General features: G+C 70.0%; 20 protein-coding genes. 14 read left to right on the plus strand and 6 right to left on the minus strand.

Annotated features, from left to right (window positions below; genetic code table 11):
- Nucleotides 1-8 precede the first annotated feature (8 nt).
- From ID574_RS13920 to ID574_RS13935, 4 genes are read left to right on the plus strand one after another with little or no spacing between them, the layout of a single operon-like run.
- Complete coding sequence (locus ID574_RS13920; RefSeq protein WP_188189196.1) at nt 9-836, plus strand: carbohydrate ABC transporter permease; 828 nt, start codon at nt 9-11, stop codon at nt 834-836.
- On the plus strand, nt 833-1,642 hold the full coding sequence (locus ID574_RS13925) for a carbohydrate ABC transporter permease (RefSeq protein ID WP_188189197.1): 810 nt from the start codon (nt 833-835) through the stop codon (nt 1,640-1,642). The genes ID574_RS13920 and ID574_RS13925 overlap by 4 nt, the downstream gene beginning before the upstream one ends.
- On the plus strand, nt 1,642-4,590 hold the full coding sequence (locus ID574_RS13930) for a glycoside hydrolase family 38 N-terminal domain-containing protein (protein ID WP_188189198.1): 2,949 nt from the start codon (nt 1,642-1,644) through the stop codon (nt 4,588-4,590). Before ID574_RS13925 ends, ID574_RS13930 begins: the two co-directional genes overlap by 1 nt.
- Nucleotides 4,587-5,819 (plus strand): enolase C-terminal domain-like protein, encoded by a 1,233-nt coding sequence (locus ID574_RS13935; protein ID WP_188189199.1) that lies wholly within the window; start codon nt 4,587-4,589, stop codon nt 5,817-5,819. Before ID574_RS13930 ends, ID574_RS13935 begins: the two co-directional genes overlap by 4 nt.
- Nucleotides 5,820-5,829: 10 nt before the next feature.
- Here the strand turns inward: ID574_RS13935 and ID574_RS13940 are convergent, their stop codons facing one another.
- From ID574_RS13940 to ID574_RS13960, 5 genes are all read right to left on the minus strand, one after another.
- Nucleotides 5,830-6,747 carry a hypothetical protein gene (locus ID574_RS13940; RefSeq protein WP_188189200.1) on the minus strand — a complete coding sequence of 306 codons (918 nt, stop codon included), beginning with the start codon at nt 6,745-6,747 and terminating at the stop codon, nt 5,830-5,832.
- The gene (locus ID574_RS13945) at nt 6,738-7,157 is read right to left on the minus strand and encodes a peptidase inhibitor family I36 protein (RefSeq protein WP_188189201.1); all 420 of its coding nucleotides are present in this window, start codon (nt 7,155-7,157) and stop codon (nt 6,738-6,740) included. Before ID574_RS13945 ends, ID574_RS13940 begins: the two co-directional genes overlap by 10 nt.
- A 213-nt stretch (nt 7,158-7,370) precedes the next feature.
- Entirely contained in the window at nt 7,371-8,141 is a 771-nt protein-coding gene (locus ID574_RS13950; protein ID WP_188189202.1) for an SDR family NAD(P)-dependent oxidoreductase, read from the minus strand.
- Nucleotides 8,138-9,154, minus strand: a complete 1,017-nt coding sequence (locus tag ID574_RS13955; protein ID WP_223166666.1) for a DUF4432 family protein — start codon at nt 9,152-9,154, stop codon at nt 8,138-8,140. The genes ID574_RS13950 and ID574_RS13955 overlap by 4 nt, the downstream gene beginning before the upstream one ends.
- The gene (locus ID574_RS13960; RefSeq protein ID WP_188189203.1) at nt 9,151-10,323 is read right to left on the minus strand and encodes a glycoside hydrolase family 183 protein; all 1,173 of its coding nucleotides are present in this window, start codon (nt 10,321-10,323) and stop codon (nt 9,151-9,153) included. Before ID574_RS13960 ends, ID574_RS13955 begins: the two co-directional genes overlap by 4 nt.
- A gap of 145 nt (nt 10,324-10,468) precedes the next feature.
- Here ID574_RS13960 and ID574_RS13965 point away from each other — a divergent pair, with 145 nt between their 5' ends.
- From ID574_RS13965 to ID574_RS61540, 4 genes are all read left to right on the plus strand, one after another.
- Nucleotides 10,469-12,079, plus strand: a complete 1,611-nt coding sequence (locus ID574_RS13965) for an ABC-F family ATP-binding cassette domain-containing protein (protein WP_188189204.1) — start codon at nt 10,469-10,471, stop codon at nt 12,077-12,079.
- A gap of 64 nt (nt 12,080-12,143) precedes the next feature.
- Complete coding sequence (locus ID574_RS13970; RefSeq protein ID WP_188189205.1) at nt 12,144-12,953, plus strand: hypothetical protein; 810 nt, start codon at nt 12,144-12,146, stop codon at nt 12,951-12,953.
- 120 nt (nt 12,954-13,073) lie between these two features.
- Nucleotides 13,074-14,531: an RNA polymerase sigma factor gene (locus tag ID574_RS13975; protein WP_188189206.1), complete on the plus strand. Its 1,458-nt coding sequence runs from the start codon at nt 13,074-13,076 to the stop codon at nt 14,529-14,531.
- Nucleotides 14,532-14,677: 146 nt separating this feature from the next.
- Entirely contained in the window at nt 14,678-15,787 is a 1,110-nt protein-coding gene (locus ID574_RS61540) for a C40 family peptidase (RefSeq protein ID WP_188189207.1), read from the plus strand.
- 4 nt (nt 15,788-15,791) lie between these two features.
- Here the strand turns inward: ID574_RS61540 and ID574_RS13985 are convergent, their stop codons facing one another.
- On the minus strand, nt 15,792-16,289 hold the full coding sequence (locus ID574_RS13985; protein ID WP_188189208.1) for an inorganic diphosphatase: 498 nt from the start codon (nt 16,287-16,289) through the stop codon (nt 15,792-15,794).
- A gap of 164 nt (nt 16,290-16,453) precedes the next feature.
- On the opposite strand from ID574_RS13985, the gene dacB reads away from it, so the two are divergent.
- The 6 genes from dacB (at nt 16,454) to folE (ending at nt 23,671) form a co-directional block, all read left to right on the plus strand.
- Complete coding sequence (gene dacB, locus ID574_RS13990; protein WP_188189209.1) at nt 16,454-17,878, plus strand: D-alanyl-D-alanine carboxypeptidase/D-alanyl-D-alanine endopeptidase; 1,425 nt, start codon at nt 16,454-16,456, stop codon at nt 17,876-17,878.
- A gap of 45 nt (nt 17,879-17,923) precedes the next feature.
- Entirely contained in the window at nt 17,924-19,000 is a 1,077-nt protein-coding gene (locus ID574_RS13995; RefSeq protein ID WP_188189567.1) for a zinc-dependent metalloprotease, read from the plus strand.
- A 271-nt stretch (nt 19,001-19,271) separates the two neighbouring features.
- Nucleotides 19,272-20,273, plus strand: coding sequence for a tRNA lysidine(34) synthetase TilS (gene tilS, locus ID574_RS14000; protein ID WP_188189210.1), 1,002 nt, complete (start codon nt 19,272-19,274; stop codon nt 20,271-20,273).
- 10 nt (nt 20,274-20,283) lie between these two features.
- Nucleotides 20,284-20,835, plus strand: coding sequence for a hypoxanthine phosphoribosyltransferase (gene hpt / locus ID574_RS14005; RefSeq protein WP_223166667.1), 552 nt, complete (start codon nt 20,284-20,286; stop codon nt 20,833-20,835).
- 237 nt (nt 20,836-21,072) lie between these two features.
- Nucleotides 21,073-23,070, plus strand: a complete 1,998-nt coding sequence (ftsH, locus tag ID574_RS14010) for an ATP-dependent zinc metalloprotease FtsH (protein ID WP_188189211.1) — start codon at nt 21,073-21,075, stop codon at nt 23,068-23,070.
- 22 nt (nt 23,071-23,092) lie between these two features.
- Complete coding sequence (gene folE / locus ID574_RS14015) at nt 23,093-23,671, plus strand: GTP cyclohydrolase I FolE (RefSeq protein ID WP_188189212.1); 579 nt, start codon at nt 23,093-23,095, stop codon at nt 23,669-23,671.
- Nucleotides 23,672-23,684: the final 13 nt, after the last annotated feature.

The following is a 23,684-nucleotide window of genomic DNA, read 5'->3' on the forward strand; positions in this document are numbered from 1 at the left end:
GAGCTCCGATGCTGGGGCGGTTCCGGCACGGCTACGTGGCGCCCGCGGCCATCCTGGTCGCGGTGCTGCTCTACGCGCCGTTCCTGTGGACCGCCTACCTCAGCCTCACCCGGTACGACGGCCTGGAGCCACCGGCCTGGATCGGCTTCGCCAACTTCGCCAAGCTGCTCGACGACCCGGCGCTGATCACCTCGACCCGCAACACGTTGATCTGGGTCGCCGGCACGATGGTGCTGCCGGTCGGGCTCGGCCTGCTGGTGGCGGTCCTGTCCTACGACATCAGGGGCGGCGCGTGGTACCGCGTGCCGTTCATGCTGCCGTACGCGCTGAGCGGCGCCGGCCTCGCCATGGTCTGGAGCCCGATCCTGTCGCACGACGGGATCAGCAACCTGCTGCTCGGCGTGGACACCGCGTTCCTGCAGGAGGCCCCGGACAACACGCTGGCCATGCTCCTGGTGTGGACGTGGCAGCAGCTCGGGGTCAACACGCTGCTGTTCGTCGTCGGCCTGCAGTCCATTCCCAAGGAGCCGATCGAGGCGGCCCGGCTGGACGGCGCGTCGGGGTGGCGGCTGTTCCGGCACGTGATCTGGCCGCTGATGAGGCCGCTGACCGCGGTGGTGGTCGGGCTGGCCTTGGTGGCCAGCTTGAAGACATTCGACATCGTGTGGGTGCTGACACAGGGCGGTCCCGGGCGCAATTCTGAGACGCTGGCGGTCACGATGTACAAGGAGACGTTCGTGGCCAGCGACTACGGCTACGGCTCGGCCGTGGCGGTGATGCTCACCGTGGTCACGGGGCTGGCCTCCTACCTCTACCTCAGGAGGCAGGTCCGATGATCCGCCGGGCTGTGCTGATCGTGCTCGGGCTGATCTGGCTCGGGCCCACGTATCTCCTGCTGGTCAACGCCTCGCGGCCGGCGGCGTCGTACGATCCCGCGAGCGCCTGGGTTCCCTCCGGCGACTTCGCGCTGCTGGAGAACTTCGCCAGGGCCGTCGAGAACGCTGACCTGGGCGGGAGCCTGGCCAGCACCGCGCTCTACGCCGTCGTGTCCCCGCTGCTGGCCGTGATCATCGGCGCGCTGGCCGGCTACACGATCGTGGTGCTGCGGCTGCGGCACGGGTTCTGGTGGTTCCTGCTGATCTTCGGCGGCACCGTCTTCCCCTCGCAGATGCTGCTCGTGCCGCTGTTCGTCAGCTACAGCGACGCCGGGCTGTACGACACCCGCGTCGGCCTGATCCTCGTTTACACGGCCATCAACGTACCGCTGGGCGCGTTCGTGCTGCGTAACTTCTACTCCGGCGTGGCGTTCTCGATCTTCGAGGCCGCCCGCATGGACGGCGCCTCCACCTGGCGCATCTTCTGGCGCATCTACCTGCCGATGTCGCTCAGTGCGCTGACGGCCGTGTTCATCCTGGAGTTCACCTTCATCTGGAACGACCTCGTCTTCGGCCTGACCCTGTCCCAGACCGAGGACGTGCGGCCGGTGATGACCGCCCTCGCCGGGCTCATGAGCGACGTCTACGCCGGCACCCCGGTGCCTGTCGGCCTGGCGGCGGGGCTGATGGTCTCGCTGCCGACCGTCGCGCTCTTCCTCGCCACCCAGCGCCTCTTCGCCCGAGGCCTTTCTCTAGGGAGTGTTTGATGACCAGCCGGTTGCTCCAGCGCAGCCTGGGGAGTCCCGACTACGACGGGATCAGGCAGGCGCTGCGGGACGACACCTCGACGCCCGTCATCAGCGTGCGCGGGCTGGAGGTGCGGGTGGCGGTGGTGCCGCTGTTCACCCATGACGGCCGCCAGGCGGTCCGGGTGTCGAGCACCGAGCCGCTCACCCACGTGCTGGTGGGCGTGGACAGCGCGTCGGGCAAGGACGTGACGCTGCTGGTGCCCGAGGTGGACGCGCCACGCGTGCTCACCCTGGAGTGCCGCGACGACGCCGGGGTCGTCGGCAGCGCGCGGGTCACGGTGACGCCGCAACGCAAGTGGAGCGTGTTCGTCGTCCACCACTCCCACCTCGACATCGGTTACACCGACCCGCAGGGCACCGTGCTCCGCCACCACCTCGACTACCTCGACGCGGCGCTGCGGCTGGCGGAGGAGACGGCGTCCTGGCCGGACGACGCCAAGTTCCGGTGGACGGTCGAGTCGTCGATGCCCGCGATCAAGTGGCTGGACGCGCGGCCGGCCGAGATGGTCGAGGCATTCCGGCAAAAGGCCCGCGAGGGCGTGATCGAGGTGACGGCGCTGCCGTTCCAGCTGCACACGGAGGCGTGCTCGACCGAGGAGCTGCATCGCCAGCTCCGCTTCACCAGGCAGTTGGGCCTCCCCGTCACGTCCGCCATGCACACCGACGTGCCGGGCGCGGTCGTCGGGCTGGTGGACGCGCTCAGCCAGGCCGGCGTGCGTTACCTCGCGGCGGCGCACAACTGGGCCGGGCGCTCCGTGCCCTATTTGCATGGCGGCGACAAGCTGACCAGGCCGTTCCGCTGGCGGGCGCCGAGCGGCAACGAGATCCTCGTGTGGTTCACCGACACGCCGCACGGGATGGCGTACATGGAGGGCAACACGGTCGGGCTCACCGACTCGTACGAGCTGGCCGACGACCTGCTGCCGCGCTACCTGTCGGCGCTGGCCACGCGCGGATACCCGTACGGGCCCGGCACGTTCGGGTGGCAGGGGCCCGACGCGCCGCGGGAGCCGTACGAGCTGGACGTGCTGCACCTGCGGGTGCAGGGCGCGCACGCCGACAACGCCGGCCCGTCGATCGTGCCCGCGTCGATCGCCCGCCGGTGGAACGAGCAGTGGGCCTGGCCGCGCCTGCGCTCGGCCGTCAACAGCGACTTCTTCCAGCACGTCGAGGAGCGCTACCTCGACCGGCTGGCGGTGCACGAGGGCGACTGGACCGACTGGTGGGCCGACGGACTCGGCTCGGGCGCGCGCCCGCTGGGCTACGTGCGCCGGGCCCAGTCGGCGCTGCGGGTCGCCGAGACCCTGCACACGATCGCCGGCGCGGACGCGACCGAGCAGATCGACGAGGCGTACGACAAGGTCGCGCTGTTCAACGAGCACACCTGGGGAGCGGCCAACCCGTGGGAGGACGCCGAGGAGGCCGGCGACTCCGGCGGCCTGCAGTGGACCCGCAAGTCCTCCGGTGCCTACCAGGCCCAGGACGACGCGGCCGACCTGCTGCACGCGGCCGTGCGCAGGTTCGCCGCGGCCCTGTCGGAGTCGGGCGTCGAGGGAGGTCCGCTGGCCTCCTTCGCGGTCTTCAACCCGGCGGCCCGGGCACGGACCGACGTCGTCCGGGCGTTCCTGCCGCGTGACGTCGTGGGCGTGGACGTGCCGATCGCGCTGGTGGACGCGCGGACCGGCGAGACGCTCCCGCACCACGAGGAGTTCGTGGACCCGGACGACTGGCCGACGCGGCCGATCGGCCGGCACGTCCACGCGGTCGTGCCGGACGTCCCCGGTTACGGCTACGTCCGCCTCGACGTCGTCCCCGGAGAGACCCAGGCGCCGGAGCCGGTGGAGCTCGGCGACACCCCGGTGATCGAGAACGAGTTCTACCGCGTGACGTACGACGTGCGCGAGGGCTACATCAGCTCGATCTTCGACAAGCGGGCGGGCCGCGAGCTCGTCAACGGCGACGCCGCCGCCGGCTTCGGCCAGTACGTGTACGACCAGTACGCCACCGCCCCACATTTCAACCATTTGTCGGGACATGTCGGTGCGCACGACCGCACGCTCCTCGGCGACCGCGCCATCGGCAGGCACGCCACGATCACCAAGTGCCAGCGCACGGCCGTGGGCGAGAAACTGGTCGTGGAGCTGCACGGCAAGGGCGTCGACTGGATCCGCACCACGGTCGAGCTGCACTACGGCGTGCCCAGGCTCGACCTGACATACCAGCTCGCCAAGCAGGGCACCCCGGCCAAGGAGGCGGTGTTCCTGGCCTTCCCGTTCGCCGCCGGAGCGCCCACGGCCTGGGAGCTGACCGGCGGCGTAGGCGGCCCGGACGTGCCGCGTGTGCCGGGCTCGGCCGAGTACATGCTGCCGATCAGGCACTGGATCGCCTTCGAGGATCCCGAGCTGACCATCGCCTGGGCCACGCTGGAGGCCCCGCTGGTGCAGCTGGGCACCATCCACATGCCGTACGCGCCGTTCCCGCCGACGCTCGACCAGGAGGACGGCACGGTCTACTCGTGGGCGCTCAACAACATCTGGGACACCAACTTCCCCGCGCAGCAACAGGGCGAGACCACGTTCCGGTACGCGGTCACGAGTCAAATCGTCGCCGAGTCCGCGACGGGTGAGCCCGGTGCCCAGGGCCGGCGGCTCGGCGCGGCGGCGGCCTCCGGGCTGACCGAGCCGTTCGTCGGCGCGCTGATCACCGACAGCCCGGCCGCCACCGAGACGTACGTCTCCGTCGACCACCCGGACGTACTGATCACCTCCATCGGGCAGGACGGGGTCAGGCTGCAGTCACTCGCCGCCGAACCGGTCGAGGCGACGGTCGACCTGCGGGGACATGAGACGGTCAAGGTACGGCTGCCCGCCTGCGGGGTCGCCGTCGTCCGGGGAGCGCATTCGTGAAGATCGTTGACATCAGGGCCACGACGGTCGCGGTCCCGCTGGAGGCGCCGCTGCGGCACAGCAACGGCGCGCACTGGGGGCGGTTCATCCGCACGATCGTCGAGGTCGAGGCCGACAACGGGCTGGTCGGTCTCGGGGAGATGGGCGGCGGCGGGGAGAGCGCCGAGGCCGCCTTCCGCGCGCTGGTGCCGTACCTGAAGGACCACGACCCCTTCCAACTGGAGGCGCTGCGCTTCAAGATCGCCAACCCTACGGCGTCGCTCTACAACAACCGGACGCAGTTGCTGGCCGCCGTCGAGTTCGCCTGCATCGACCTCATCGGGCAGCACCTCGGGGTGCCCGCCTGCGACCTGCTCGGCGGGCGGATCCGCGACGCCGTGCCGTTCGCCTCGTACCTGTTCTTCCGGTACGCGGCCCCCGGCCACGGCGAGATCCGCACGCCCGAACAGCTCGTCGAGCACACAGCGGAGCTGAAGGAGACGCACGGGTTCACCGTCCACAAGCTGAAGGGCGGCGTCTTCCCGCCCGACCACGAGTTGGAGTGCTACCGGGCGCTGGCGGAGGCGTTCCCTGACGACCGGCTCAGGTACGACCCGAACGCCGTGCTGTCGGTGGCCGAGGGGTTGCGCTTCGGCCACGCCATCGAGGGGCTGAACAACGACTACCTGGAGGACCCGGTCTGGGGACTGGAAGGGCTCAGGGCCGTGCGCGAGCAGGTCAGGGTGCCGCTGGCGACCAACACTGTGGTGGTCAACTTCGAGCAGCTGGCCTCGAACGTGCTGCGCAGGGCCGCCGACGTGGTGCTGCTCGACACGACGTTCTGGGGCGGGATCAGGCCGTGCGTGAAGGCGGCGGGGGTGTGCGAGACGTTCCAGCTCGGGGTGGCCGTGCACTCGTCGGGGGAGCTGGGGATCCAGCTCGCGACCATGCTGCACCTCGGGGCCGTGCTGCCCAACCTCACCTACGCCGCCGACGCCCACTACCACCAACTGCGCGACGACGTGATCGAGGGCGGCAAGATGGCCTACGTGGAGGGGGCCATCCCCGTGCCGCCGGGGCCGGGGCTGGGCGTGCGCCTGGACAAGGAGCGGGTGGCCCGCTACGCCGAGCTCTACCGGGAGCTCGGCGGCTATCCGTACGATCGCGACCCCGGGCGGCCCGGCTGGTATGCCACGGTGCCGAACGAGCGCTTCGCCGATCCCACCGTGTCACTGGACGTCGACACATAACGGGCAACCGTCAGTGGATGTGGCCGCCTCCGTGCTCGGCCAGCACGCCCGCCGCCCTCTTGAGGCGGTGCTCCAGGTTGGCGCGGAGTGCGGCGAAGCGGCCGGCGTTGTCGCGGATGACGGCCCGTTGCAACTCGGCGTCCGCCGCGTACCAGGCGGCCACCAGACCCGACGACCACTTGCACCGCGTGTCGGCGGTCGCGGTCTGCCGCTCGTCCTCGGTCACCGCCGGCTCGTCCAGGTTCCAGCGGCGGTCGGCGATGGCCGCCTCGGGAGCCGGATAGGAGTGGCCGGCCTGGCCCATGCACGCCTGCCAGCGCCTGACCGCGCCCGTGACGGACGGGTGCTTGGCGGCCTGCTCCAGCGTGAGCGAGTCCTGCAGGGACAGCCACGGCCAGTCGGCCTTGCGCGCGCCCCGCTCCAGGCTCAGGGTCGCCCGGTCCAGGCAGCCTCGGTCGGCGGCGGTGCCGTACAGGCGGTGGCGGGCGGGCTTGGGCAGCTTGCCCGCCCAGGAGGCGGTCGTGTCGGGAGACGGCGGGCGGGCGAGATGGTAGCCGTAGCGCCGGGCGGCCTCCGGGTCCACAACGCCGTAGCGGCGCGAGTTGCCGGGGTCCACCGTGGCGATGGTGGCCGCGTTGTCGCCGGGCGGTTCGATGGCGATGCCCTGTTTTCGCATGCACCGCACGACCAGGAGGTTGTGCGCGTTTCCCAGGGTGGCCCGCTGCTCGGGAGTGGTCTTGTAGGCGTCGAACGGCAGCACCAGCTGTGACACCGACGTGACGCCCGTCACGGGCGTCTGCCGCGGCGGCGCGTCGGCGGCGCAGCCCGCGGCGCAGGTCAGCAGCAGCGTGCCCGCCAGCAGCCCGCGACGGCCGGTTTCCGGCGGCCAGGCCCGGAAACCGGCACTCCCGTTCCTGGTCAGCGGCACCAGATGTCGAGGGAGCTGGCGCGGTTGTTCCCGACCGCGTTGTTGGCCAGGAGCCCGTCGTTCGTGTTGTGCGCGAACGTGCTGTGGGCGCCCGTGAAGAAGGGGTGCTGCCAGAGGGTGGCGCTGCAGCCGACACGGTTCCTGACGGAACTGGTCTCGTTGTTCATGCCCTGCCAGGAATTGCTGAAGTCCCAATTCAGCCAGTTGTTGTCGCCGAAGTTGGAATCGTCCTTGACGAAGTCACGCCAGTGGTCCGCCTGGCCGCGGTTGTAGTCGAAGCCCGCGTACAGGCAGACCCGACCGCCGTAGCAGGTCGAGCGGGGGCTGGCCACCGCCGCGGCAGCGGGGACGGCCACGGCGAAGAGCGTGGCGGCGGCGATGAAGCCGGCGGCCTTTTTGCTTAGCCTCACTGGTCTCTCCTCGATGGGTGAGTCGTATCGACCACGTAACTTAGCGTGCCGAATCGAATGCGAGCCGTTATGACTCGCCGATTCGATTGGGGGCTGCGCGCCATGAAGAGGTCGCGCGCCGGGCACGCCGCCCACTCGTATCAAGGACGAGACCTGGAAGTTCTTCTTATTGACGCAACTGTTGCCGGCTTTTTCGAGTAATTGGAAAAGCGGCTATTCGGGGAGCGCCGCGGGGTTCTGCGCGAGCAGGCCGCCGTCCACGCGGTGCTCCGCCCCCGTGATGAACGACGAGCGCGGCCCCGCCAGGAACGCCACCAGCTCCGCCACCTCCTCGGGCCGGCCCACGCGGCCCAGCGGGTGGGAGCGGCCCCACTGCCGGATCTGCTCCTCCTGTGACAGGTCGCCCCGCCACAGGTCGGCCGCCCAGCGCAGCATCGGGGTGTCGACCGAGCCGGGGCACACCACGTTCACCCTGATGCCGTCGGCGGCGTGGTCGAGCGCCATGGCCCTGGTCAGGCCGTTGAGCGCGGCCTTGCTCGCGGTGTAGGCCGCCACCTGCGCCTGCGAGGAGAACGCCTGCACCGACGACATGATCACGATCGAGCCGCCGCCGCGGGCCCGCAGCTCGGGGATGGCCGCCTTGCACGCGAGGTAGACGCCCTTGAGGTTGATGTCGAGCACCTCGTCCCAGACGTCCTCGGGCGTGTCCTCGACGGTGCCGTAACGCTGTACGCCCGCGCACGTCACGACGATGTCGAGCCCGCCGAACCTGGTGACCGCCAGGTCCACCAGGTCGCGCATCTGGTCCGCGCGCCGCACGTCGGCGATCCGGCCGACGACGTGGTCGGTGTCGAGCTCGGCGTCTTTGTCCACCCCGCAGAAGACCACGGACGCCCCGCCGTCGGCCAGGCGGTCCACCACCGCCCGCCCGATGCCCATCGACCCGCCCGTGACCAGCGCCACATTGCCGCCGAACTCACTCATGCCAGTACCTCCGCGCGCAGCCTCAGGATCTTCGTCTCGTGCGGGTCGAGGACGAGGGCCGTTCCGTTGGCCACCGCGGCGGCCAGGCCGTCGGTCGGCATGCTGGAGAACGGCTCGAGCCCCACGGTGTACGCCCGTCCCCACCAGGGGTATCCGGTGGACGCGCCCAGCTCCTGCCACATCCACAGGTACGGCAGCAACGATGCGTCCCACTCCACCCGCATACCGATATCCCCGGAAATCTCGTACCAACCCTCGTCGAAGCCGGTCAGATAGACGATGTCGCTCGGCGAGCCCTGCTCCTGCACCACGCTCAGGTCCGTCACACAGCCCTGATGGGCGGGCACTCTCGGCCACTCCCACGGCCCGCCCGCCGCCACCCTGCGCCCGGCCGGATCGATCGCCGTGGCGTGCGGAATCACCTGGACGCCTTCCGGCAGCCGGATCGTGGCCCCGGGGCGCAGGAACGGCCGGCCGTACACGATGTGCTGGCCCCACATGGCATGCAGCGGGATGTCCGCGTCGTTCACGGCCCGCCCTTCGATCTCCAGCGCGGCCGAGCCCGACCGCAGCCTGAAGACCTTCTCCATCCGGTACGGCAGCCGCCTGGTCCTGACACTGAGCCTGATCGCGACCTCCTCCTCGGAGTCGGCCGCGACCTCGCAGGACCACGGCAGGCCCGCGACCTCCCCGTGCTGGGCCAGCCGCGCGCCGCGGTATTCGCTCGGGGCGCCGCCGTTCGGGAAGATCTCCTGCCAGCCGCCCTCGTAGTGGTCGACGAACTGGGCGACGTCGTCGGCAGCGCCCTGGAGATGGTCGCGCGGGTTGCGCAGGCCCTGCGGGGAGACCCAGACGAAGTCCGTGTCGGTGGGCTTGTGCAGGAACTCCACCACGTCGCCGCCCTTGTCCGGCACGACGGTCACGCGCAGCCGCTCGTTCTCCAGCACGACCGCCCGCAGCCCGTCGATCACGACGGGCCGCAGGCGGGCCGCCCAGTTGCGCCGCACCGTCACCGGAACTTCACGTCCAGGAATCTCGGGCGGTAGATGGAGACGTCGCGGTAGTGGTCGGTGTTCACGAAGCTGTTGACGTTGTACGAGACCACCAGCCCGTCGCTCGCGATCCCGGGATGGGCGTGGGCGTTGTAGGTGAAGATGTTCCCGTTGGTCTCGGGGGTCGTGTAGATGTGCTGCTTGCCGGTGAACGGGCCGAACGGCGAGCACGAGGCGTAGGCCACGATGTTCGCGCTCAGCACCTCGGTCGTGTCATGGGTGATCAGGACGTATCCGGATCCGACCTTGCTGACGCTGTACTCGTTCGCCACGCCGCTCATGATCCGCGCCGAGTCGGCCTCGTCCGGCGACCAGGTGCCGTCGCCCTTGAGGAACTCCCAGCGGCCCAGCAGGCTCTGGCCCTTGACCCGGGCAATGTGCATGTACTTCGGCGAGCCGAGGTCCTCGACGCCGTAGATGTAGGTGTACGCGCCGTCCTTGAGTATCCCCGAGGCCCACGAAATGCCGTGCCCGGACGGCAGGTCGTGCACGCTGATCGGCTTGTTGAGCCGGCCCGGGGCGAACCTGGCCACCACGTTCCTGTGCCAGCGCCAGTCCCACGCGCCGGGGCCGTAGCGCTCGTACTCCTGGTAGGTGACCTCCACGATCCCACCGGCCAGCGTGCCGTCACCGGCCCAGAACCAGTGGTTCTTGTCGCGCGGCGGCATCAGGGCGGCCGGCTTCTGCGAGGTGCCGCCGTAGATGGTCGACAGCTTGCCGTCGCGCTCGACGGCGAAGGTGTTGTTGAGGAAGACCGTCGTTCCGCCCTCCTCGACCACGGGCGGGCGCGAGCCGCCGGGGTTGACTTGGCCCAGGAAGGTGTCGGAGAAGATCCACAGCTCCTTCCCGCTCGGGAGCTTGAGCGAGTAGGTGCCGTCGGCGCCGGTCCAATCGTCTAACCGGCTGTTGTCGTTGCCGTAGTTGGTGAACAGGCTGGTCAGGCGGGCGTTCGTGGTGGTGCCCTGAAACGTCGGGGCACAGGGGGACGGGGGTCCGGCCTGTTGTTGCCGCTGTTCCTGTGCGGTGGTGGGCACCGGTTTGGGTGGGGCGGCCCAAGCCTGCTGCGGCACGGTCGTGAGACCGATCAACGCGATGGCCAGGGAGGTGAGGGCAGAGCGGAATCGCGTCATCACTGGTTCCTCGGGGGATGGGGGGATTGCCTACAGTTCTAGTGATTAGATGACTTGCTGTCTAGGCCCTCACTCGATCTCTCCACCGGTTGTGATGGCGGAAAATGCGGTGCTCCAGCCGGAAGGCGGCCGGTACCCTGCCGGAATGGGCCACGTCGAAGTAGGACATCTCACGTACGTGCTGCCCGACGGGCGGCCCCTGCTCAACGACGTCTCCTTCAGGATCGGCGACGGGGTCAAGGCTGCGCTCGTCGGGCCCAACGGCGCGGGCAAGACCACGCTGCTGCGGCTGATCGCCGGCGATCTCCAGCCGATCGACGGCACGGTCGCCAGCTCGGGCGGGCTGGGCGTGATGCGGCAGTTCATCGGCAGCGTGCGTGACGGAAGCACCCTCCGCGACCTGCTGCTGGGTGTCGCGCCGCCGGCCGTGCGCCGGGCCGCCGAGCGGCTGGACGAGGCCGAGCTGGCGATGATGGAGCGCGACGACGAGAAGACGCAGATGCGGTACGCGCATGCCATCAGCGACTACACCGACGCCGGCGGCTACGACATCGAAGTCCTGTGGGACACCTGTACGGTGGCCGCGCTCGGCGTGCCGTACGAAAAAGTGAAATATCGGGACGTGTCCACGCTGTCGGGCGGCGAGCAGAAGCGGCTCGTCCTCGAGGCGCTGCTGCGCGGCCCCGACCAGACCCTGCTGCTCGACGAGCCCGACAACTACCTTGACGTGCCCGGCAAGGAGTGGCTGGAGCAGCGGCTCAGGGAGACGCCCAAGACGGTGCTGCTGGTCAGCCACGACCGCCAGCTGCTCGCCAACGCCGCCGACCGGATCGTCACCGTCGAAGGCGGCAACATCTGGATCCACGGCGGCGGCTTCGCCACGTACGCCGAGGCCAGAAAGGCCCGCAACGAGCGGCTCGAGGAGCTGCGCAGGCGCTGGGACGAGGAGCACGCCAAGCTCAAGGCCCTGGTCATCATGCTCAGGGACAAGGCCAGGTACAACGACGGCATGGCCCCCGCCTACCACGCCGCCCAGACGCGGCTGCGCAGGTTCGAGGAGGCGGGTCCGCCGGAGGCGCCGCCGAACGACCAGAACATCAGCATGCGTCTCAGGGGCGGCCGCACCGGCAAGCGCGCCGTGATCTGCGAGCAGCTGGAGCTGACCGGGCTCATGCAGCCGTTCGACCTGGAGGTCTGGTACGCCGAGCGGGTCGCGGTGCTCGGCTCCAACGGCTCGGGCAAGTCCCACTTCCTGCGTCTGCTGGCCGGAGAGGGGGTCGCGCACGAGGGCGTGGCCAGGCTGGGCGCCCGCGTGGTGCCGGGCCACTTCGCCCAGACCCACGCCAGGCCCGACCTCCTCGGCCGCACGCCGGTAGAGATCGTCATGACCGAGCACGCCAAGCTCAAGTTCGAGGCCATGAAGGCGCTGGCCCGCTACGAGCTGGGCGGCCGGGTCGCCGAGCAGCGGTTCGAGACGCTGTCGGGCGGCCAGCAGGCGCGGCTGCAGATCCTGCTGCTGGAGCTGTCGGGCGCCACCCTGCTGCTGCTCGACGAGCCGACCGACAACCTCGACCTGGCCAGCGCCGAGGCGCTCCAGGCCGGGCTGGACGCGTTCGAGGGGACGGTGCTGGCGGTCACCCACGACCGCTGGTTCGCCGCCGACTTCGACCGCTACCTGATCTTCGGCTCGGACGGCACGGTCTACGAGTCGCCGGAGCCGGTCTGGGACGAGGCCAGGGTCGTGCGTCCCCGTTAAAGAGTTGGTACGGCTGGCGCGTGTCATCAGCCAGCCGTACCCATGCTCGGGTTATCACGGCAAAGTGATCCCGTACCGCCGAACCGCCAGCCTGCTCACACTCGGGGCACTCGGGGCGATCTGCCTCGCGGGGTGCTCGAGCGAGGACCGACCGGCTCCACAGCTCAAGCCCCTTGCTCTCAAGGAACAGGTCTCGAACATCGTCAAGTCCGCCGACGGGTACGCCGTCACCTGGGCGGGCGTGCTCAGCAACGCCAACCCGTGGCACTTCGGCGAGCACGTCGTGGCCACGATCGTCGGCCACGACGCCAAGGGCGCCGAGGTCGTCCGGCTGGAGCAGCCGCTCGACGCCGTGCCGCCGGGCGGGTCGCTGCCGTTCACCGGGCAGGCCAGCGCCACCGAGAAGCCGGTCAAGGTGACGATCCAGTACCGTCCCGCGCAATGGCGGCCGGCGGCGCGCATCGCCTCCGCTTTCCAGCGATTTCCCATCACTCGTGCCCAGACATTGCGCCAGAAAGACGGCTCATACCTTATTACGGGATATGTGGGAAATCCGTATCGGCTTCCGGCCGGGAGCCTTGTCGTGAACGCGTTGCTGCGCGACAAGTCGGGCAAATTGCTCGGCGGTGGCAGCACGTTCGTGGACGACGTGAAGGCCGGCAGCCCGCCCAGGTTCATCCTCACCGTGTCCGGGTTGCCCCATGGGGCTCGGGTGGCCAAAACCGAGATCACGGCCAGGACCTGGGGGTCCACCGGCCGTCCCTACGAGGACCTGGCGCTCGGCGGGGCCGTGCCCGTGCACACGGTCAAGCCCAAGAGTGAGCCGTTCGCGGTGGATCGGAGCACCCAAATCGTGACGGAGCACCAGCAGTAATGCCAAGACGGTACAAATTCAAGAATAACGGGTGAAATTCAAGAGCTGCGATCCGACAAGCGATGCCATCGGCACTGAATCGGTAGAACTGCTAGTTACCAATCCATTACCTTCGGTCACATGAATGACCGCGTTCTGGTGGAAGCACTCCGCGCCCGCGATCCCGGCGCCCTGGCAGCGCTCTACGACGCGTACGCGGAGGAGGTCTACCGCTACTGTCGGTCCCTGCTTCTGAGCGCCGACAGCGCCCAGGTGGCGCTCCGCGACACGTTGATCGCCGCCGAGGCGCACGCGGGCGCGCTGACCGAGCCCGACAGGCTGCGCACCTGGCTGTACGCGCTGGCCCGGGTCGAATGCGTGCACCGCCGCGCGGCCGAGCCGCCCGGAGCCGAGGAGGCCCTGGCCGAGGCGCCGCCGCTGGACGACCCGGCCGACGCCGACCTGCGGGTCATGGCCTGGAACGCCGTCCACGGCCTGCCCGTCGCCGACCGGGAGATCCTGGAGCTGTCGATCAGGCACGAGCTGCCCGACGCCGAGCTGGCCCAGGTGCTCGGCATCCCGGCGCGCCAGGTGGAGTCCGCCATGGAGGAGGCCCGCGACCGCCTCTGCGACGCGATCACCGCCGAGATCCTGGCCAGGAAGGGCCCCTACGACTGCCCGCGCCGGGCCGCCATACTCTCCGGGTTCTCCGGCGAGCTGACGGCGGCGATGCGCGAGCGCCTGGTCAGGCACCTGCCGCAGTGCGAGATATGCGCGCCCCACCGCGGCCGCCAGGTCTCGGCCACCAAGGTCTTCGAGCTGCTGCCCCAGGCGGAGCCGCCCGACTCGCTGCGGCTGAGGGTGCTGAGCTGCTTCGTCGATCCCGAGCTGCTGCCGTACCGCCGTTACGTCGCCAGGCGTACGGGCGCGCTCGGCGCTGCCGGATTTCCCGTCACCGCGGAGAAGGGCGTTCGGAGATGGCCTCAGGCGCTGGCGGGCACGCTGGCGGCGGTCGCGGCCGCGGTGGCGATAGCGATGATCTTCCAGCAGGTCGGCGGAGGCGGCGGGCTGTCAGATGTCGCGACGGCCGCGTTTCCCGCGACGGGTGAGCCCGCCATCAGGCTGCCCTGGCAGGGCGAGCCCGAGGACGTGCCTCTGACCGTGCAGCCGATCCTGGACAGCACGGGCACGCGCCCCCTGCCTTCGAGCGGGTCCCCCGAACCTCGTGGGTTGACCGGTTCGTCCCCGCCTTCCTCCGTACCGGCCGACCTCACCCAGCGGCCCGGGACCTCCTCGCACCCCGGCTCGCCGCCGGCCGAGCATCCCGTCCAGACCCCTCCCGGAGGACACCCCGTGGAGCCGCCCCCCGGGAGGCCACACCCCACCAAGCCCCGCCCCGGCCCCCGCACCCCTTGCAAGACCCCGACCCGCACTCCCACCCCGCCGCGGACCCCGACTCCGACTCACACCGCCACGCCCACGACCGCGACTCCCTCGTCGTCCCCCACGCAGACCTCCACTCCGCCCGCCACGCCGTCGGCGACCGTCGCCCCCACTCCTACGCTGGCGCCCTCGGCGACGCCCACGAAGAGCGGCTGATCCGCACTCGAGCGGGCGGTGTCCGCCATGCCACGTGCATCGACGTCCCACGGAGAATGGCCGATCCACGTCCAAATCATTACGTTACGTGAGTGAAGTGCCGGGAACCGTGTGCATAGAGTCACCAACTGTTGCCGGGGGGACCTATGCGCATATTTCGGGCGGGGCTGCTGGCCGGCTGCCTGCTCGTCGCCCTGTGCCCGCCGGTCGACGCCGACCCCGCGCCCTCCTCCCGCGACGTCAAGAAGGCCCGCGACACCGTACGTGACCGCTCGAAGGAACTGCAGGCGACGAGGGCCGAGCTGGCGACGGCGCAGGCACGGCTGGCGCAACTGGCCGCCGAGGTCGAGCGGCTGGTGGAGGCGTACAACGGCGCGATGGTACGGCTGCGCCACGCCGAGGAGGCCAGCCGGCAGGCCCAGGCCCGGCTGGTGGCGGCCGACGCCGAGGTCGAGCGGGCCCGGCAGGGCGTCGCGCTGCTGGCGGCGGAGACGTACGGCGGATTGGGGACGCTGGAGCCGGCCGTCGGCCTGATCCTCGACCGGGGACAGGCGGACGGCGCGCTGCATCGGGCAGGAGTGCTCGGGCACCTCAGCGGCGAGCGCGCGGCCCTGCTCGCCAGGCTGCGCGACGCGCAGGAGGTGGCGGCCATCCTGCGGGTCCAGGCCGTCAACGCCCACGCCGCCCGGCAGGCCGCCGCGGAGAGCGCCAGGCAGGCGAAGATCGCCGCCGAGACCGCCGTGGCCGGGCAGCGGCGCGAGACGAAGGTGCTGCGGGCCCGCGAGGAGCACCTGCAGCGGCGGGTCGACGCCGCGCGCACCCGCGCCGACCTGCTGGCCAGGCGCCGCGCCGCGGCCCTGTCCGCGTCGAATCTCGCCACCGGCGGCTCGGCCATGGGGGACGTGGCGGCCGACTGGGCCCTCACCCAGCTCGGCAAGCCGTACGTGTGGGCGGCCGAGGGCCCGGACAGCTACGACTGCTCGGGGCTGACGATGCGCGCGTGGGAGCGCGTGGGCGTGCGGCTCGACCACTGGACGGGAACCCAGTGGACGTCGGGCCCGCACGTGCCGCTGGACCAGCTACGCCGCGGCGACCTGCTGTTCTTCGCGTACAACACGAGCGACCCGAGCACCATCCACCACGTGGGGATCTACGTGGGCCGCGGCCAGATGGTGCACGCGCCGCAGACCGGCGACGTGGTGCGGGTGGCCTCGATCTGGCGAGGGGACCTGGTGGGCGCCACCAGGCCCCGGTGACGGGTCAGTGCCCGTGGTGCCCCGCGTCCTTGGCCCGCTGGAAGGAGCGCTCGATCTCGGCCTCCGCCTCGGTGCGGCCCACCCAGTTGGCGCCCTCGACGGACTTGCCGGGCTCCAGGTCCTTGTAGACCTCGAAGAAGTGCTGGATCTCCAGCCGGTCGAACTCCGACACGTGGTGGATGTCCTGGATGTGGTGCATCCGCGGGTCGGTGGACGGCACGCACAGGACCTTGTCGTCGCCGCCCTTCTCGTCGGTCATGCGGAACATGCCCACCGCCCGGCACGTGATGTAGCAGCCGGGGAACGTCGGCTCCTGGAGCAGCACCAGCGCGTCGAGCGGGTCGCCGTCCTCGCCGAGGGTGTTCTCGATGAAGCCGTAGTCGGCGGGGTACTGCGTGGAGGTGAACAGGAGCCGGTCGAGTCTGATCTTCCCGGTCTCGTGGTCCACTTCGTACTTGTTCCGTTGCCCCTTGGGAATCTCAACGACGACGTCGAACTCCACCGCGGTCCTTTCTCATGGGTCGAGTCGGCCTCACCTGGCACCCTGGTGTGCGATTTCGCATCCGCAGGTGTCCGGTTCGGCTTCCTCTCCCGCGCTCAAGCCCCCGGGCACCCCCGGCCGGGCGTTAATGTCTCGTAGGCGAACACAGAGAGAGGGCAGGCGACGTGGCGCGGCACGACCGGTGGGTGATGCTGGCCACTCTCGTCGTGCTCCAGGCCCTGACGATCGTCACCGGCGTTTACGCGATGACCACCGAGCTCAGCCTGGGCGCGCTGACGAGGCAGACTTCACCGACCAAGCCGACGGCGTCCCCGGCGGAAGGGTCTCCTCCGCCCGTCCCCGTGGTCACCTCGGGGCCTGTGCTGGCCCAGCTTTCGGCGAAGTCAGGAGACGGACCTCTCCCGACTAAGGGTACTTTGACGCGGCAGCTCACCAGCGCGCTGGGTGACGAAGCGCTGGGTGACCGGGTCGGCGCCGTCGTGCTCGACGCGACCACCGGCGAGCAGGTGTTCGCCGCCAACGCCGACACCCCCATGACGCCCGCCTCCACCACCAAGATCGTCACCTGTGCGGCCGCGCTCGCCTCCCTCGGCTCCGACACCCGCCTGTCCACCAGGGTCGTCCAGGGCGCCAAGCCGGGCGCCATCGTCCTGGTCGGCGGTGGCGACCCGCTCCTCGCGGGCCCGTCGGCGAAGCCGAAATACCCGAAGCAGGCCAGCCTCGCCACCCTTGCCGCCCGCACCGCCGCGACGCTCAAGTCCCAAAAGGTCAAGAAGGTGACCATCACCTACGACGCGTCGCTGTTCACCGGTTCACCGATCGCACCGGGCTGGAAGCCCAACTACATCCCCGACGGCGAGGTGGCCCCCGTCTACGCACTGACCATGGACGAGGGCCGCCAGAACCCGCGCTACGACAACCCCCGCGTCTCCGACCCGCCCGCCTACGCCGCCGCGGCCTTCGCCAGGCTGCTGACCAAGCAGGGCATCACGGTGTCGAAGTCCGTACGCCCCGGCAAGGCCGCCGCGGGCGCCCCCGAGCTCGGCAAGGTCGACTCCGCGCCCCTTTACTCGCTGGTCGAGCACACACTGACCAGGAGCGACAACGACCTCGCCGAGGCCCTGCTCAGGCACGTCGCACTGAAGGAGGGCCAGCCCGCGTCCTTCGAGGGCGGTGCCAAGGCCGTGGTGGCGGTTCTCCAGAGGCTCGGCGTCGCGCAGGGCGTCTCGCTCTCCGACGGCAGCGGCCTGTCCATCCGCAACCGCATCAGCGCCGGGGCCCTGGCCAAGCTCGTCGCCCTGGCCGGCTCCGCGAGCCACCCGGGGCTGCACGCCGTCGCCTCCGGCATGCCGATCGCCGGCTTCTCCGGCACGCTGGGCAACGGCCGCCGGTTCACGGGCAGTGACAGCAAGGGCCAGGTGGGTCTGGTCCGCGCCAAGACCGGCACGCTCAACCACGTCAACACCCTGGCCGGACTGGCCACGAGCAAGGACGGGCGGCTCGTCACCTTCGCCTTCATGGCCGACCGCGTGCCGGTCAACGCCGAGCCCGTACTCGACCGGCTCGCGGCCATCGTCGCACGTTCTTGATGCCCTTCTTCGCAGCGCCGAGGAGAACCACGTACGGTGGACGGTATGCAGGTGATCGACTGGGATCTGGCCGTCACGACCGGCACGCGCCTGGTGCGCCCCGGTCCTCAAGTGAGCCGGGAGGAGGCCAGGCAGGCCGTCACCGAGCTCCGCACCCTTTCACGTGAGGCCGAGGGCCACGTGCGCGAGTTCACGAAGATCCACACAGAGACCGCGCCGCAGCCCGCGACCATCGTGGACAGGCCCGGCTGGATCAGGGCGAACGTCGAGGGCTTCCGCGTGGTGCTCGAACCCCTCACGCAGCGCATGGGCAACAGCTCCAACCCGCCCCCGGCCATCGTCACCGCCGTGGGCTCCCGCATTACGGGCGTCGAGGTCGGGGCCGTGCTGGCCTTCCTCGCCTCGCGTGTGCTGGGCCAGTACGAGCTGTTCCTCCCGCCGGATCCCACCGGGCAGGAGCCGACGGGCCGGCTGACGCTCGTCGCCCCCAACATCGTCCACGCCGAACGCGAGATGGGCGTCAACCCCCACGACTTCCGCCTTTGGGTGTGCCTCCACGAGGAGACCCACCGGGTGCAGTTCACGGGCGTGCCGTGGTTGCGCGAATACGTCCGCTCGCAGATGACCGAGTTCCTGCTCGCCTCCGACCTCGACCTGCCCACGCTGCTCGAACGCCTCCGCAACGCCGCCGACACGGTGGCCGACGTGGTGCGGGGCGGCGAGGGCAACCTGATCGACGCCATCCAGTCACCCGGCCAGAAGGAGATCCTCGACCGCCTGACCGCCGTGATGACGCTGGTGGAGGGCCACGGCGACTATGTGATGGACGCCGTGGGCCCGTCCGTGGTGCCGTCGGTGGCCGACATCCGCGCCAAGTTCGCCCAGCGCCGCGAGGGCGGCTCCCGCCTGGACCGGACGGTGCGGCGGCTGCTGGGGATCGAGGTCAAGATGAAGCAGTACGCCGAGGGGTCGGCGTTCGTCCGCACGGTGGTGGGCCGGGTGGGCATGGACGGCTTCAACAAGATCTGGACCTCGCCGGAAACGCTCCCGACGACCCCGGAAATCGCCGACCCGGACGCCTGGATCAGCCGCGTGATCGGCACCCCCGCCCTCCCCGCCTGACCACCCCCCACCTCTACAGGCACCCCCACCGCCCGCGGACACCACCCGAGGACCACGTCGATGGGGCTCCGGAACACCACCTGAGGACCACGTCGGCAGGGGCCCGGAACGCCGCTCGACGACCACCGGCCACCACGCCGGCACCCTGCGCCGCCACACCCGCCGACCGCCGCCTTGCGCCGCCGGGCGTCCTCCCCGCTGGAGGCGCCGCGTCGGCGGGAGGTGGTGCGACGGGTGCCCGGCGCCCGTGGACCTGCGGCAACGCGCCACAATGGCTCCCGTGGGCCCACATCCAGCCGTAGCCGACGTCCGCAGGGCAGTGCGTGAGGCGCTCGCCGACCTCCCGCCGGACGCCCTGGTCCTGGTGGCGTGCAGCGGCGGCGCGGATTCCCTGGCGCTGGCGGCCGCCACGGCGTTCAGTGCTCCCCGCATGGGGTTGCGGGCGGGCCTGCTGACAGTGGATCACCAACTCCAGCCCGGATCGGCCGAGCGGGCCGGGCAGGTGGCCGCACAGGCGGCGGAGCTCGGCCTCCGCCCGGCCGAGGTCCTCACCGTCACGGTCGGCACCGACGGCGGCCCCGAGGCGGCCGCCAGGGACGCACGGTACGCGGCGCTCGCCCAAGCCGCCGACCGCCTCCAGGCAGCCGCGGTCCTGCTCGGCCACACCAGGGACGACCAGGCGGAAACGGTGCTCCTCGGCCTGGCCAGGGGCAGCGGCCTCCGTTCGCTGTCCGGCATGGCGGCGCAGGCAGGCCGCTACCGCCGCCCCCTCCTCGACCTCCCCAGGACCACCACCGTGGCCGCCTGCCGGGCCCTGCACCTCACCCCCTGGGAGGACCCGCACAACGAGGACCCCCGCTACACGAGAGTCCGCGTACGCAGAAGGGTCCTCCCCGTCCTGGAGGACGAGCTGGGCCCGGGGGTGGCCGAGGCGCTCGCCAGGACCGCGAGGATGGCCCGCGACGACGCCGACGCCCTCGACGAATGGGCCGAGTCGGCGTACCAGAATTGCGCTCTTAGCGATATCGACGGGACCGTCACGATCACCGTGAAGGAGCTCGAGAAGCTGCCCGACGCCGTCAGGCGGAGGGTGCTGCGGCGGGCGGCCGTCGCCGCCGGCGCCCCGTCCGGAGCCCTGTCGGCCACGCACGTGCTGGCCGTGGACCGGCTGGTCACGCGGTGGCACGGGCAGAAAGCCGTGGACCTGCCCGGGGGTCTGTCCGCCGTCCGGCGGTATGGCACCCTGATACTCGCCATCAGTCCCCACGCGTAAGGAACCACAGGTGGACGCTGCCGACATGGGCAATGACCTGGAGAAGGTCCTCATTCCGGAGGGCGAGCTCCAGGCCAAGATCAAAGAGCTTGCCGGGCGCATCGACGAGGACTACGCGGGCAAGGACGTGCTGCTCGTGGGCGTGTTGAAGGGCGCCGTCATGGTCATGGCCGACCTGGCCAGGGCGTTGCACGTGCCCGTGCAGATGGACTGGATGGCGGTGTCGTCGTACGGCGCGGGCACCAAGTCGTCCGGCGTCGTGCGCGTGCTGAAAGACCTCGACACCGACATCATGAACCGCCACGTGCTGATCGTGGAGGACATCATCGACTCCGGCCTGACGCTGCACTGGCTGTTGGAAAACCTCAAATCCCGCAACCCGGCGAGCCTGGAGATCTGCACCGCGCTGCGCAAGCCTGACGCGGTAAAGGTGCCGATCGATGTGAAATATGTCGGATTCGACATTCCCAACGAGTTCGTCATCGGTTATGGCCTCGACTACGCGGAGCGATACCGGAACCTGCCGTTCATCGGCACTCTCGCGCCACACGTTTACAAGTAGCCCTCTTGCCATGGCCGGGAACATCGCGCAACGTGACGTACGTTGATAGGGCAAGGCCGGTGTAGCGGGCGGGTCCCTCCGCGCGCTCTACCGGTGTACCTTCAGACTCCGGGAGGGTGACCGCGTGTCCCCTTCGGGTAGTCAGAAGTCGCGGTGTCGGATGCCGCGGCCCCGGGTCAACCCGGGGTTCCAGGCCATGGTCAGGAAGGGACGGGCCCGCAAGGGGTTCCGCATCGGATGGATCTCAAGCGATTTACACGTGGGCCACTGCTGTGGATCCTGGGCATCGTCGTGCTGCTCCTGCTCGTCACCCAGCTGTGGAGTGGCGGCGGAAATTACAAGCAGGCCGACACGTCCTTGGTTCTCCAGCAGATTCAAGCCGGAAACGTCAGCAACGCCAAGATCGTCGACAAGGACAACCGCATCGAGGTCACGCTGAAGAACGCGGTCACGGTCAGGCCGGGCGATCAGCCGACCAAGCTGATCCAGTCCGACTGGGTGACCGGTTACGGCAGCAAGCTGACCGACGAGCTGCAGGCGCAGGTCAAGGCGGGCAACACCAAGAGCTTCACCACCGAGGTGCCCTCGGAGAACATCCTGGTGAGCCTTCTGGTGAGCTTCCTGCCGATCGTCATCATCGTGCTGATCTTCCTGTTCATCATGAACCAGATGCAGGGCGGCGGCTCGCGGGTGATGAACTTCGGCAAGTCCAAGGCCAAGCTCATCACCAAAGACACCCCCAAGACCACGTTCGCCGACGTCGCGGGCGCCGACGAGGCCATCGAGGAGCTCCAGGAGATCAAGGAGTTCCTGCAGGCCCCGGCGAAGTTCCAGGCGATCGGCGCCAAGATCCCCAAGGGCGTCCTGCTCTACGGCCCGCCCGGCACCGGTAAGACGCTGCTGGCTCGCGCCGTCGCGGGCGAGGCGGGCGTGCCGTTCTACTCGATCTCCGGTTCCGACTTCGTCGAGATGTTCGTCGGTGTCGGCGCCTCGCGTGTGCGCGACCTGTTCGAGCAGGCGAAGGCCAACGCCCCGGCGATCATCTTCATCGACGAGATCGACGCCGTCGGCCGCCACCGCGGCGCCGGCCTGGGCGGCGGTCACGACGAGCGCGAGCAGACGCTCAACCAGCTGCTCGTTGAGATGGACGGCTTCGACGTCAAGGGCGGCGTGATCCTCATCGCCGCGACCAACCGGCCCGACATCCTCGACCCGGCGCTGCTGCGCCCGGGCCGTTTCGACCGGCAGGTCACCGTCGACCGCCCCGACCTCGAGGGCCGCAAGGGCATCCTCAAGGTCCACGGCCGCGGCAAGCCGTTCGCCCCCAACGTCGACCTCGACGTCATCGCGCGCCGCACCCCCGGGTTCACCGGCGCCGACCTGGCCAACGTGATCAACGAGGCCGCCCTGCTCACCGCGCGGGCCGACCAGAAGCTGATCACGATGGACGTCCTCGAGGAGTCGATCGACCGCGTCATGGCAGGGCCCGAGCGCAAGTCGCGGGTCATGTCCGACAAGGAAAAGAAGATGATCGCCTACCACGAGGGCGGTCACGCGCTGGTGGCGCACGCGCTGCCCAACTCCGACCCGGTCCACAAGATCACGATCCTGTCCCGCGGCCGCGCCCTCGGTTACACGATGACGCTGCCGATGGAGGACAAGTTCCTGGCCACCAGGTCCGAGATGATGGACCAGCTCGCGATGCTGCTCGGCGGCCGCGCGGCGGAGGAGCTCGTCTTCCACGAGCCCACCACCGGCGCCTCCAACGACATCGAGAAGGCCACGGCCGTCGCCCGCCGCATGGTGACCGAATACGGCATGAGCGAGCAGCTCGGCGCCCGTAAGTTCGGCACCGGCCAGGCCGAGGTCTTCCTGGGCCGCGAGATGGGCCACGAGCGCGACTACTCCGAGAAGATCGCCTCCACGATCGACGAGGAGGTCCGCCGGATGATCGAGACGGCGCACGACCAGGCGTGGGACATCCTGGTCGAATACCGCGACGTGCTCGACAACCTGGTGCTGGAGCTCATGGAGAAGGAGACCCTCTCCCGCGAGCAGGTGCTCGAGATCTTCGCCCCGGTGGTCGTCAAGGAGCACCGTCCGTCCTATGCGGGCTACGGCAAGCGGCTCCCCTCGGACCGCCCGCCGATCCTGACCCCGAAGGAGAAGCAGTCCGCCAACGGTTCGCTCACGAGCGGCCACCAGGACGCCCTCCCGTCCGGGGAAAGCGCGTAGCAAACCAGCACGGAGACATTGCGTGACAAAGCACGACGTCGACCTAGGGCGGATCGAGAAGGCCGTCCGGGAGATCCTCTACGCCATCGGTGAGGATCCCGACCGCGACGGCCTGATCGAAACCCCCGCCCGGGTCGCCCGGGCCATGGCCGAGCAGTATTCCGGGCTCGGCCAGAAGCCCGAAGACGTGCTCACCAAGGTCTTCGACGTCGACCACGACGAGATGATCCTGGTCAAGGACATCGAGGTCTATTCGACCTGCGAGCATCACCTCGTGCCGTTCCACGGGGTGGCCCACGTGGGCTACATCCCCAACGAAAAGGGGCAGGTCACGGGCCTGTCCAAGCTCGCCAGGCTGGTCGACGTGTTCGCCCGCCGTCCCCAGGTCCAAGAACGCATGACGTCCCAGATCGCCGACGCGCTGATGCGGGTGCTGGAGCCGCGCGGGGTGATCGTGGTCATCGAGGCGGAGCATCTGTGCATGACGATGCGCGGCGTACGCAAGCCCGGCGCCAGGACCGTCACCTCGGCGGTCCGCGGCGAGTTCCTCACCAGCGACAAGACCCGCTCCGAGGCGATGGCGCTCATTATCGGCAGGTGAGGCCGTCCTTTCC

The organism is Nonomuraea sp. SYSU D8015 (assembly GCF_008065375.1).
In the GTDB taxonomy this organism is placed as follows: Bacteria; Actinomycetota; Actinomycetes; order Streptosporangiales; family Streptosporangiaceae; genus Nonomuraea.

Excerpts from the sequence above, each read along its gene's own strand:
- ID574_RS13920 (WP_188189196.1), top strand. The coding sequence starts at position 9 with ATGCTGGGGCGGTTCCGGCACGGCTACGTGGCGCCCGCGGCCATCCTG.
- ID574_RS13925 (WP_188189197.1), top strand. The coding sequence starts at position 833 with ATGATCCGCCGGGCTGTGCTGATCGTGCTCGGGCTGATCTGGCTCGGG.
- ID574_RS13930 (WP_188189198.1), top strand. The coding sequence starts at position 1,642 with ATGACCAGCCGGTTGCTCCAGCGCAGCCTGGGGAGTCCCGACTACGAC.
- ID574_RS13950 (WP_188189202.1), bottom strand. The coding sequence starts at position 8,141 with ATGAGTGAGTTCGGCGGCAATGTGGCGCTGGTCACGGGCGGGTCGATG.
- ID574_RS13960 (WP_188189203.1), bottom strand. The coding sequence starts at position 10,323 with ATGACGCGATTCCGCTCTGCCCTCACCTCCCTGGCCATCGCGTTGATC.
- ID574_RS13965 (WP_188189204.1), top strand. The coding sequence starts at position 10,469 with ATGGGCCACGTCGAAGTAGGACATCTCACGTACGTGCTGCCCGACGGG.
- ID574_RS13975 (WP_188189206.1), top strand. The coding sequence starts at position 13,074 with ATGAATGACCGCGTTCTGGTGGAAGCACTCCGCGCCCGCGATCCCGGC.
- ID574_RS61540 (WP_188189207.1), top strand. The coding sequence starts at position 14,678 with ATGCGCATATTTCGGGCGGGGCTGCTGGCCGGCTGCCTGCTCGTCGCC.
- ID574_RS13995 (WP_188189567.1), top strand. The coding sequence starts at position 17,924 with ATGCAGGTGATCGACTGGGATCTGGCCGTCACGACCGGCACGCGCCTG.
- tilS (WP_188189210.1), top strand. The coding sequence starts at position 19,272 with ATGGCTCCCGTGGGCCCACATCCAGCCGTAGCCGACGTCCGCAGGGCA.
- ftsH (WP_188189211.1), top strand. The coding sequence starts at position 21,073 with ATGGATCTCAAGCGATTTACACGTGGGCCACTGCTGTGGATCCTGGGC.